An 11,782-nucleotide genomic window follows, 5' to 3' on the forward strand; every position below is an offset into this window, starting at 1 on the left:
ATTACGTATCTAAATGTAACGCTGACGAATAGATTACCTGATTCCCTGTTTTAGTGCGCGATATTGGCCGGATAATCCCGGATTGATTTTCCCGGGGTAATGACAATTGCAATCCGATGCCCTTTGACGGGACGCGCAGAGAGAGGACATTGGCGGTGTGCGCAGCGGTGTGACAGATGCGCGGGAGGGTACGAACGATCGTTTAGCGATCCTGAGTTATTGGGGATCGTTGGGGACTGAAAATCGTCGAGTAGAGGTCAAAGTGCAGGTCGAAAATACCGATGCGCTTTCTTGGAGCGCCTGGCTCGGTGACATCCCCCGCCATGCGCGGATGTCGACTTCTCAGAAGATGTAAGGGCACATTGACGACTTCAGCGTTTTGATCGCCGAAGTACGCCAGTCCCCTCCCCCGCATCGCTTATTCGCTTTTCATAACCGGCGTGTCGTGCGTCTGCGAATCTGGATATCCAAGTCCGGTTACTTGCTCATCCTTGTTCGCTCCCGTGCGCCTGCTGCAAGATGAACTCGATGAACGTCGCAGCAGCACGCGTGTGGTGTCGGTTGGGCATATAAAGCATGTACATGTGCGTCCCGAAGATGCTCAGGCGCCACGCGTCCAGCGCGGTCACCACCGTGCCGCGCTGCAGATCGTCGTTCACCACATAGTCCGGCAGGAGCCCGACGCCCAGCCCCGCCAGCACCGCGTCACGCAGGAACAGAAAGTTCTCGGAAATGAGCGTCGGTTCGAGCAGCACCTCATGACGCTCGTCGCGCAGATACCCCGCCACGCGCAGTTGCCTCCCAACCACGGCAGAGGTAATGAGCGGCGCGGTGCGCAAATCTTCAAGCAACTCCGGCATGCCATTCGTCGCAGCATAAGCGGGCGAAGCACATGCGACATAGCGAACCGGCCCCATGTCACGTGCCACCAGGTTCTGCGGGGGTTCGGACATCACCCGCACAGCGATGTCGACTTCATCCCGCATCAGGTCCTCAACGCGGTTCTCGAACATCACATCCAGCACGATGCCGGGATACAGACGCTTGAACGCAATCAGCCACGCCGACATCACCAGTTGCCCATATCCGCTCGGCACGCTCAGACGCACCCGCCCCTGCAGGCTCTGGCCAAGCGTCGACACCGACTCGCGCGCCGCGAGCAGCGCGTTCTGGATCGTGCGGCCATGTTCGTAGAGTTGCAGTCCGATTTCGGTCGGCTCGACACGGCGCGTCGTGCGCCGCACCAATTGCAGACCAATCGACTTCTCAAGCTGGTTCAGGTGATAACTAACGTTGGCGCGGCTCATTTTCAAACGGCGCGCGGCCTCGCTCAGGTTGCCCGCATCAAGGATTTCCACCAGTAAGGTGAGCGACGGCACGTCCATGACGACCTCAGTGTCAAAGAAATTTTGACAGTCTGTCAACGGGCCATGTGATTGTCAATAAAACCTTTCCGCCTGACAATCATCTGGTCCGCTGGCGCCGTTCGCGCCCGCTATCGGCCAATCCGCACGGGCGCTACGCCCGGCGCTCAGGAGACACGACGATGAATGCCACTCCCTCTGTTGACGTTGTCGCGCGCGAACTGCGCGGCAAGGTCTTGCTGGTCACGATCGACCATGCGCCGGTCAACGCGCTATCCGCCGACGTGCGACGTGGACTGCTCCACGCCATCGAAGCCGCCGAGGCCGATTCCGCCGTCGCGGCTGTGCTGCTGATCGGCGCCGGACGCAATTTCATCGCTGGAGCCGACATTCGCGAATTCGGCCAGACGCCGCTGCCGCCCGCCTTGCCCGATGTCTGCAACCGCATCGAAGCGTGCAGCAAACCGGTGGTAGCCGCGATTCACGGCGCGGCACTTGGCGGCGGACTCGAAGTGGCACTCGCGGCCCATTATCGGCTTGCGGTTGCCGGGGCGAAGCTCGGCTTGCCGGAAGTGCAATTGGGCCTTTTGCCAGGCGCCGGCGGCACGCAACGCACGCCGCGCCTCATCGGTGCTCAAGCGGCGCTCGATCTGATGTTGAGCGGTCGCCATGTCGGCACCACTGAAGCACAGACGCTTGGCCTCATCGATCGGGTTGGCACGAGCGACGACATCCTCGCTGAAGGGCTCGCCTATGTGCACGAACTGTTGGCCGCACATGCGCCGGTTCGACGCACGCGCGACGCCGGTGCGCTCGCCGCCAATCCCGACGCCAGCCGCGCGGCGATTGCCGCAGCGCGAGCGGATACGCTGAAGAAGTCGCGCGGTCTGTTTTCGCCGCTGAAAATCGTCGACGCGCTCGAAGCGGCAGTCGACCTGCCTTTCGAGGAAGGTCTGCGCGTCGAGCGCAAACTGTTCTTGCAGTGTCTGGACAGTCCGCAACGCGCGGGGCTGGTCCACGCATTTTTCGCGGAACGTGAGGTGCTCAAGGCACCAGAGACACGCGCCGCGCAACCACGGTCCATCAAACACGTGGGCGTGATCGGCGGCGGCACGATGGGGGCAGGCATTGCGGTCGCGATACTCGATGCCGGTTTGCCCGTCACCATGATCGAGCGCGATGAGACCGCACTCGCCCGTGGCCGCGCACACATCGAGAAGGTCTACGACGGCCTCGTCGCCAAGGGGCGCATGACAGCCGCGGTCAAAGCGGAACGGCTCGCGCGCTGGAACGGCAGCACGGCATACGACGCACTTGCCAACGCCGATCTGGTCATTGAAGCGGTCTTCGAAGACATGGCGGTCAAGCAGGCCGTGTTCGCCGAACTCGATCGCGTCTGCAAGCCAGGTGCAGTACTCGCCACCAACACTTCGTATCTGGACATCGACGCGCTCGCGGCCAGCATCTCGCGCCCCGCTGACGTGGTGGGCCTGCACTTCTTCTCGCCCGCCAACATCATGAAGTTGCTGGAAGTGGTGGTGCCCGCGCAGGTCAGCGCCGATGTCGTGGCAACCGCCTTCGACCTCGCCCGGCAACTGCGCAAGACGCCCGTGCGCGCGGGCGTTTGCGACGGCTTCATTGGCAACCGCGTGCTGGCGGTCTATCGCACCGCTGCCGATCATATGATGGAAGATGGCGCGTCGCCGTATCAGATCGACAAGGCCGTGCGCGAATTTGGCTTTCCGATGGGGCCGTTTCAGGTCGTCGACCTTGCGGGCGGCGACATCGGCTGGGCCACGCGTAAGCGCCGCGCCGCCACGCGCGATCCCAAGGCACGCTACGTGCAGATTTCCGATCGCCTGTGCGAGCGCGGCTGGTTCGGTCAGAAGACCGGCCGCGGCTACTATATATATGCGGAAGGGACGCGCAGCGGCACGCCTGATCCGGAAGTCGAAACCATCATCGATACCGAACGCCAGCGTGCCGGCATCAAGCCGCGCGCATTTACCGATGACGAAATCATGCGCCGCTACATGGCCGCGATGATCAACGAAGGCGCCAATGTCGTGCATCAGGGGATCGCGCTGCGACCGCTCGATGTGGATGTGACGTTCCTGTACGGCTACGGCTTTCCGCGCTACCGTGGTGGGCCGATGAAATACGCCGACACGGTCGGCCTCGCCACCATCCTCGCGGATATTCGCGAGTTCGCGAAGGAAGATCCGGTGTTCTGGCAACCCTCGCCGCTACTGGTGGAACTGGTCGAACGCGGCGCGGATTTTGCCAGTCTGAATCAGGCCGCCTGAATGTGCGCTTGTGGTGCTTTACCTCATCACTCACGCCGCTGACCCAACAGAACTCTATTGAAAGAAGGCCGTTCATGGACCTCAACTTCACCCCCGAAGAAGAAGCCTTTCGCACAGACGTGCTGGCTTTTCTGCGCGACAAGCTTCCGCAACATCTTTCCAGCAAGGTGCACAACGGCCACCGTCTGACTCGCGCCGATATGTCGGAATGGCACGGCATCCTCAACGCGCAGGGTTGGCTTGCCAATCATTGGCCGAGTGAATACGGCGGTCCAGGCTGGACGCCCGTGCAGAAATTCATCTTCGAGAATGAATGCGCGCTCGCAGGCGCGCCGCGTATCGTGCCGTTCGGCGTGAACATGCTGGGACCGGTGCTGATCAAATACGGCAGCGAAGCGCAGAAACGTCATTGGTTGCCGCGTATTCTGGATGGCGCGGACTGGTGGTGCCAGGGTTATTCGGAACCGGGCGCGGGTTCCGATCTCGCATCCGTGAAAACCACCGCGGTCCGCGGGGTCGATGCGCAAGGCGATCACTACATCGTCAATGGCCAGAAAACGTGGACCACCCTCGGCCATTACGCCAACATGATCTTCTGCCTCGTGCGTAGCGCCACCGACGTGCGCAAGCAGGAAGGCATCAGCTTCCTGCTGGTGGACATGAATACGCCAGGCGTCGAAGTGCGTCCCATCATCACGCTCGACGGCGAACACGAAGTCAACGAAGTGTTTTTCACCGATGTACGCGTGCCTGCCGAAAACCTCGTTGGCGAAGAGAACAAGGGCTGGACCTACGCGAAATATCTGCTGACGTATGAGCGCACCAACATTGCGGGCGTCGGCTTTTCGGTGGCCGCGCTCAACCGCTTGCGCAAGATCGCGGCACAGCAGCAGCGTAACGGACGACCGCTTGCTGAAGATCCGCAGTTCGCTGCACGTCTCGCCCGCGTCGAGATCGATCTTGAGAATATGAAAACCACCAACCTGCGCGTAATTGCGGCCGTCGCAGGCGGTGGTGTGCCGGGTGCGGAGAGTTCAATGCTCAAGATTCGCGGCACCGAAATCCGCCAGGAGATTTCGTCGCTCACGCGCCGCGCGATGGGCGTGTATGCGCAACCATTCATTGAAGAAGCCCTCCACGACGGCTATGAAGGTGTGCCGGTTGGTCCGGAACAGGCCGCCAGCGCCGCTTCGCTTTACTTCAACAACCGCAAGCTGTCGATTTTCGGCGGCTCGAATGAAATCCAGAAGAACATCATTTCCAAAATGATCCTGGGACTGTGAAGGGACTATCCAGATGAATTTCCAGCACACAGATGACCGCCGCATGCTGGCGGATTCGCTGAACCGTTTTGTCAGCGAACAATATGGCTTCGGGACGCGCGACCGGATCGCGAAGTCAGCTGAAGGTTTTAGCGCCGAGCTTTGGAGCCGCTTTGCTGAACTGGGCATCATTGGCGCGTTGTTCGACGAAGCGCATGGTGGTTTTGGTGGAGACGGCTTCGATATCGCAGTTGTGTTCGAAAGCCTTGGACGCGGCCTCGTGATCGAGCCGTTTCTGGACACGCTGATCGTCGGGCAGGCCATCGCACGCAGCGGCAACGAACAGCAGCAGACGCTGCTGGCGGAATTGATCGACGGCTCGCGCATCGTCGCTCTGGCGCATGACGAACCGGGCACGCATTATGAAACCTCGCGCGTGTCGAGCCGCGCTGAGCGCGACGCCGACGGCTGGATTCTGCGCGGTGCCAAAGCGGTTGTGCAGCATGGCGAGCATGCCAACCTGCTACTCGTCTCAGCGCGCACCTCGGGGGACGACGGCGCCGAAGACGGCATCTCGCTCTTTCTCCTGCCGCGCGATACACCGGGCATCACGCTGCGCGGCTATCGCAAGATCGACGGTGGCCGGGCCGCCGAGGTAGTGCTCGACCACGTACGGGTCGGCGCCGACGCGCTGCTTGGCGAGGCGGACCAAGGTTATGTCACGCTCGAATACGGCATCGGCTTCGGTCTGCTCGCGCTGTGCGCAGAAGCGCTCGGCGCTATGGATGTCGCCAAGGATCACACGCTTGAATTTCTGCGCACGCGCAAACAGTTCGGCGTACCGATCGGCAGCTTCCAGGCGTTGCAACATCGCATGGCGGATCTGTTGCTGGAAATCGAACAGGCGCGTTCGGCGGTCATCAATGCTGCCGCCGCGTTGGGTGCTGCGCGGGTGACCCGGGAACGCGCGCTGTCAGCGGCGAAGTACAGCATCGGGCGGATTGGCGCGCTCGTCGCGGAAGAATGCATCCAGTTGCATGGCGGCATTGGCATGACGTGGGAACTGCCGCTCGCGCACTACGCCAAGCGACTTGTGATGATCGATCATCAACTCGGTGACGAAGATCATCACCTGGCGCGCTATATTGCGTTGGGCCGCGATCCAGACTAAAGCTTGATTGGGACCACCAACGCTAAACAGACAACGGCGATACAGCAGTCAACGTTGTCGTGCCGGAAACACATCTTAGAGAGATTCAATGCAAACCGATAAGAGCGCGGCACTGCCGCTTGCCGGCGTGCGCGTGCTGGACATGTCCCGGATTCTTGCGGGCCCCTGGTGCGCGATGGTGCTGGCCGATCTCGGCGCCGAAGTCATCAAGATCGAACATCCCGAACGCGGTGACGATACGCGCGACTGGGGCATCCGGATCGGCGCCACCGAGACCGCCTATTTCAACAGCGTCAATCGCAACAAGCGCTCCGTCAGCGTGAACCTGCAAACGCCCGAAGGGGTGGAGATCGCACGTGGACTTGCGAGCAAGTGCGACGTCGTCATCCAGAATTTCAAGCCGGGCGGCGCGGTGAAACTCGGCCTCGGGTACGGCGATTTGCGCGCCGGACGTGACGATCTGATCTATTGCTCGATTACCGGTTATGACCATACGGGCCCCGAAGCCACGCGTCCCGGTTACGACCTGGTCGTGCAGGGCGAAGCGGGTTTGATGGGCATGAACGGAGAAGCCAGCCAGCCGCCCCTCAAGTTTGGGGTTGCGGTGGTCGATCTGTTTACCGGTATGTATTCCGCTCAGGCAATCCTGGCCGCGCTCTACCAGCGGCAGCGTACCGGCAACGGTCGCTCGATCGAAATGGCGCTGTTCGATTGCGGCCTGATGATCACCGCTTACTACGGTCTCGAAGCCCTGCTGCTGGGTGAAGACCCGCCGCGATACGGCAACGCGCATCCGTCGATCGTGCCGTACGGTGTGTTCGATGCAGCCGATGGTCCGCTGGTGATCACGGTCGGCAACAACGCACAGTTTCAACGCTTTTGCCGGGAGGTGATCGAGCGCCCCGACCTGGCCGACGACGCGCGTTACCTGACCAATCTGGACCGCTCGAAACATCGCGCCGGACTGCTGCCGGAAATTCATCGTGAACTCCTCGCGCGCAAGCGCGACGATCTGCTCGCCAGGCTGACACAGGCCAATATTCCGTGCGGCGAAGTGCTGGGCTTGCATGAAGCCTTGACGTCGCAACGCGCCAGCGATGCAGGGCTCGTGAATGCGTATGACCATCCGGTGGCGGGCCGCATCGATCTGCTCTCGCCGCCTTACCGGTTCGACGGCGAACGCTTGCCGGTACGCCGTATCCCTCCGCCGCTCGGCGAGGGAACCGCCGATGTGCTGAGCGAGTTACTCGAGATCCCCGGTGAGCGGATCCACGCACTCAAAGCGGCGGGGGTGATTTGAGGGGTTGAGGCGCATGAGAAGCATGAAAACCGAGGCAGGACCGCTGGCGCAATGAATGGTGATAACGAAGTGATAACTGGGTAGGCCGCGTTCCGTCGTTCATCCCAACTCACCCTAAAGTCCTCTCGTTGGCCGCCGATAGAGCGGATAAGCCTGTTTAATTTCCCGCGCCTAATCAGCCTGCCGCAACCATGCATCGTGCCGCCAAAGAACCGCCTCATTCTTCCCCACAGAGCCTGACCCGAACCATCGCCGCCATCGTGATCGGCAACGGTTTCGTCGCGTACGACTTCACGGTCTACAGTTTTTCGGCGGTCCTGATCGGCAAATTGTTCTTTCCGTCCGCGAATCCTGCTTCATCGTTGCTGCTTTCGCTCGCCACCTTCGGCGCAGGCTTCGTGATGCGGCCGCTTGGCGCAATTCTGATCGGACACATCTCCGATAGCCGTGGCCGCAAAGCCGGTATGTGCGTCGCGCTCACGTTGATGACCGTCGGCACCTGGATGATTGCCTGCCTGCCCACCTATGCCTCCATCGGCGCCGCCGCGTCGATCCTGCTCGTCATTGCGCGGCTGCTTCAGGGGCTCGCCGCCGGTGGCGAGATCGGGCCGGCTTCAGCGTCGTTGATGGAATCGGTCGCGTATCGGCGCCGATGCTTCATGGTCAGCTGGCGCGGTGCAAGCCAGGGCGCAGCCGCCTTTGTCGCCGCGCTGGTCGGAGCCAGCACGGTCGCGGTCCTTACGCCCGCAGCCATGCGGGAATGGGGATGGCGTATCCCGTTCGTGCTCGGCGGCCTGATCGGGCCGGTCGGCTGGTTCTTGCGCCGTCACATGATGGAACTCCCTCCGGCGATTCGCGAACGCCTGTCGGCCCGTGTCCTCGCCGAGCATGCCCGGCCGCTCGCGCTCGGCATGCTGATGATGGCGGCGCCTTCGGTAAGTATCTATATCACCGTGTTCTATATGCCGGCCTACCTCGTCAGCACATTGCACCGGTCGCCCACGATCAGCCTGATGACGGCTTGTGTCTCCGGTCTCGTCATTCTGGTGGTCACGCCGCTCGTCGCCCGCATCGCCGACCGGCGAGCAAGCCGGAAGACCATCCAGTATCTGTCGCTCGCGGTGGCTGTAGCCGGCGCGTGGCCAGCGTTCTGGGGACTGACGCGCGGTGTGGACAATCTCGCTGCGCTGGTGATCATCACGGCTTACGTGGCGTTCGCCGTGAACAACGCCGGTGCGGGCTCCGTGCTCATGATGGAAGCCTTCCCGCGACACCGTCGCGCCGCGGCGTTGTCCGTGATCTATAGCTTTGGGGTGGTAGCGTTCGGCGGCTTTTCGCCGTTTATCGTGACGTGGCTCATCCACGTGACGGGGAATGCCATGATGCCCGCCTGGTATCTGATGGTCGCAAACGGGATGTCGTTGGTCGCGCTGTATCTGTTTCCCGAGAACACTCGAGGCACCGAACCCGCGCTTGCCGAACCCGCTGGACGTTGATTACCGCTCGACCGGGGTGTGCTGCAAGGCAAACGCGCGCGCCCGCATGTCTTGCGGACTGATGTCAAAAGCGCGGCGAAACGCGCGGGTGAAATCGGACCCGCTCTTGAAGCCCAGACCGTAGGCGATCTCCGTGATCTGAAGCTGCGGAAAACGCACCAGCTCATCCGCCGCTTCGCGCAAGCGGCGATTGCGAATGTAGGCCCCAAGGCCACCCTCATGCTCGAACCATCGATAAATCGTCGCGCGCTTCAATTGCAGCGCTTCGACCACATGAGTCGGCGTCAGATCGGCCTGATGCAGATTGGCCTCCACGAACCGGCGCACGCGATTGAGCAAAGCGGCCTGCAACGCAGCGCGGCCCATGCCCGTCAGGCTACTGTCCTGGCGGAAGGCGGCGAGAAGTAGCTGACCGCCTAGTTTGAGCGCGTTGGCGCCCTCGTCTGGGGCGAAAGTCGACAAGCTCTGGTGGGTGGCGACAAAGTGATCCAGCGCCACGCGCGCAAGCGGTGTGTCGAACGGGATGATCCGGCCATGTAGCGAATCACTGTCCGCGATGCCCGCGTCCACAGTCGGCCTCTGCACGAACAGCGTGAGCACCCGGCAAGCCGGCCGCTCGATGCGAAACGGCTGGTTCATATCGAGCGCGACGATCCCCGCAACCGACCCAGGCGCGCTACGTTTCTTGCTCATGCCCGTGACGTGGCCCGTTTCGCCCTCGAGATAAAGGTGGAAGGCGAAGTCCCGGCGTGCGTCGGTGGAGACGCGCGCGACCGGCCGTTCGAGCACCATGGCGTCGGTACGGACGTCGGTGAACACGCTATCGCCGACCGCGTAGAGATCGATATTCGCGCCGAATCCGTCGGTGAGTTGGCCGCTGGTGGGCGGCACATCGACGGCATGCCCGACCCGATTGCGCCACGCGAGCACTTGCTGGTCCGTGGCGAGCGCCCGCGTGCTGAAGCTGCTCGTGCGCAATGAAGCGCTCCGTTGCTCCCTACGTAATAGCTGATCCGGGGACATGCGTTGATTCATAGGCTCGAAAAGGTTGCCGGTACAGCGTCGTTTGTGTCACCCCCGTGTACGCCTTACAAAAAGACCTGCCACGGCAGCGGTATAACTGAGACGGATGGTAAAGCCTTTCTGCAAAGTCGCAATATCCTTGAATCATAAGAAGATCCCAAAACCGGTTGTTGCGAGTGTCCGAGAGATTCGCGTGTTTACGGCGCATTTTGCCAAAAGCAGAGATCGGCCATCGCCAATCCGGCCTGACAGGGGCTTGTGTGGAGATTGACGAGGTACGTTCCGGGGGCCGAAATGAATGCGGTAAATAAACAAGCGTCAAACGAAGTAGAAGGGTTGCGCTCGGCGAATCTGGCGGATATTGAGCTTGACCATCTGGAGCGCATGGTGCAGTACGTGACAAGCAGCGACGGACTGAAAAATAAAACGCAGCTGGATCGCGAGTACTGGGAGCGACGCCTGCGCTCGTTGGCGCAAACCCACGATCTGGTCGTCACTCAACGGCGTCGCGTGCTTACGCTGCTCGACCGGCTTGAGAGGGAAGCGCTATTCACACAGCGCGGACGCACAGCGGCTTGAGCGAGCCACGCGGGTTGGTATAAAGCATACGCCCGCGTCTTCGATCTGCCGCGTTCCCAGAAAAACCACGCACACCGCCCGGTGTGCGTCTTCTTGTTCTCAGTGGGAAGCCCGTCAACCGACCGGGCGACCTGCATCCATGCGGTTGGCGCCTGCGCTACCGCTTTCTCATCTCCCCGCCGCCGTTTCAGCTCGCCCTTGCACGCTCCGCTCGTTTACGCTACTTTATGCTCGATTATGATCGATTTGACCAACCGAGCACAAACGCGCAATGCAACGAACCCGCCAGGAAGCAGTAGATGGGCTACTGCCCGACGAACGCGAACGCCTGATCCTTGAAAGGCTGCGGACCCAAGGCCGCGTGCTGGCCTCGGAACTCGCGGTCGAACTCAATACCTCCGAGCACACCGTTCGCCGCCATCTGCGCGATCTTGCCGACGCCGGCCACTGCAAACGTGTCTATGGCGGCGCCCTGCTGGCCTCCCCGGCTGATCGAACCGCCTCGCAGCGCATGGGGGAAGCGGTCGAGCGCAAGCAGCGGCTGGCCGTCTGCGCGGCGTCGATCGTCCAGGAAAGGCAGGTTATCTTGCTGGATGCGGGGTCGACCAATGTCGCGATTGCGCAAGCGCTTCCGGACCACGCCGACCTGACCGTGATCACGAACTCGCCCGAAGCGTGCTTGCGTCTGCTCGATCGTCCAGGCTTCAACGTGATCCTCGTTGGCGGCCGGGTGGGTAAGGACGTGGCGGGCGCAGTCGGCTCGATTGCCCTGCTCCAGATCCAGCAGATCAAGGCCGACCTGTGCTTCCTGGGCGCCTGCGCGCTCGATCCAGACGAAGGCATCGCCGCCTTCGAGGCGGAAGACGCCGAACTCAAACGTGCCATGGTGAAGGCGAGCGGACTGGTCGCGATCGCCATGACCTCGGAGAAACTCATGACCGCAGCCCCTTTTGTTGTCGCCCCCGCCTCCGCGGTCGACTATCTGATCGTCGAAGCAGAACTCAGCGCCGATCGTCGACGCAAGCTCGCCAAGGTCTGCGATACCGTCGTGGTCGCACAAGCATGAAGCCCATCAAGGAGCGAATCGCCACGCTCGCGGTGTTTCTTGCCAACGGCTTCGGGATCGGCGCGTGGGCGGTCGAAGTGCCACGCATCAAGGAACACCTTGCACTGAGCAACGCTTCGTTGGGCATCGCGCTGTTTGCGTTCGCGCTCGGCGCCATTGTTACGATGCCGCTCGCGGGACGGCTGGCGCCCCGGCTCGGCAGCGGACGCGCGACC

Annotated in this window: 9 protein-coding genes and 1 pseudogene; 8 read left to right on the forward strand and 2 right to left on the reverse strand. The window is 61.9% G+C overall.

Features of this window, described 5'->3' with window-relative positions:
• Positions 1–485 precede the first annotated feature (485 nt).
• Positions 486–1,385 carry a LysR family transcriptional regulator gene (locus WCA85_RS31310; RefSeq protein WP_424068946.1) on the reverse strand — a complete coding sequence of 300 codons (900 nt, stop codon included), beginning with the start codon at positions 1,383–1,385 and terminating at the stop codon, positions 486–488.
• A gap of 161 nt (positions 1,386–1,546) precedes the next feature.
• On the opposite strand from WCA85_RS31310, the gene WCA85_RS31315 reads away from it, so the two are divergent.
• From WCA85_RS31315 to WCA85_RS31335, 5 genes are all read left to right on the forward strand, one after another.
• On the forward strand, positions 1,547–3,670 hold the full coding sequence (locus WCA85_RS31315; RefSeq protein WP_424068948.1) for a 3-hydroxyacyl-CoA dehydrogenase NAD-binding domain-containing protein: 2,124 nt from the start codon (positions 1,547–1,549) through the stop codon (positions 3,668–3,670).
• Positions 3,671–3,744: 74 nt separating this feature from the next.
• Entirely contained in the window at positions 3,745–4,953 is a 1,209-nt protein-coding gene (locus tag WCA85_RS31320; protein ID WP_424068950.1) for an acyl-CoA dehydrogenase family protein, read from the forward strand.
• 13 nt (positions 4,954–4,966) lie between these two features.
• On the forward strand, positions 4,967–6,103 hold the full coding sequence (locus WCA85_RS31325) for an acyl-CoA dehydrogenase family protein (protein WP_424068952.1): 1,137 nt from the start codon (positions 4,967–4,969) through the stop codon (positions 6,101–6,103).
• An 88-nt stretch (positions 6,104–6,191) separates the two neighbouring features.
• Entirely contained in the window at positions 6,192–7,403 is a 1,212-nt protein-coding gene (locus WCA85_RS31330) for a CaiB/BaiF CoA transferase family protein (RefSeq protein WP_424068954.1), read from the forward strand.
• A gap of 191 nt (positions 7,404–7,594) precedes the next feature.
• Positions 7,595–8,899, forward strand: coding sequence for an MFS transporter (locus WCA85_RS31335; RefSeq protein WP_424068956.1), 1,305 nt, complete (start codon positions 7,595–7,597; stop codon positions 8,897–8,899).
• Here the strand turns inward: WCA85_RS31335 and WCA85_RS31340 are convergent, their stop codons facing one another.
• Entirely contained in the window at positions 8,900–9,877 is a 978-nt protein-coding gene (locus tag WCA85_RS31340; protein ID WP_424068958.1) for a helix-turn-helix domain-containing protein, read from the reverse strand.
• A gap of 339 nt (positions 9,878–10,216) precedes the next feature.
• Here WCA85_RS31340 and WCA85_RS31345 point away from each other — a divergent pair, with 339 nt between their 5' ends.
• From WCA85_RS31345 to WCA85_RS31355, 3 genes and pseudogenes are all read left to right on the forward strand, one after another.
• On the forward strand, positions 10,217–10,501 hold the full coding sequence (locus tag WCA85_RS31345) for a hypothetical protein (protein ID WP_424068960.1): 285 nt from the start codon (positions 10,217–10,219) through the stop codon (positions 10,499–10,501).
• A 271-nt stretch (positions 10,502–10,772) separates the two neighbouring features.
• Entirely contained in the window at positions 10,773–11,567 is a 795-nt protein-coding gene (locus WCA85_RS31350) for a DeoR/GlpR family DNA-binding transcription regulator (protein WP_424068962.1), read from the forward strand.
• Positions 11,564–11,782, forward strand: a pseudogene (locus WCA85_RS31355) (MFS transporter); the annotation flags it as partial. The gene WCA85_RS31350 and the pseudogene WCA85_RS31355, both read left to right, overlap by 4 nt.

Source organism: Paraburkholderia sp. (assembly GCF_049581445.1).
Lineage (GTDB): Bacteria > Pseudomonadota > Gammaproteobacteria > Burkholderiales > Burkholderiaceae > Paraburkholderia.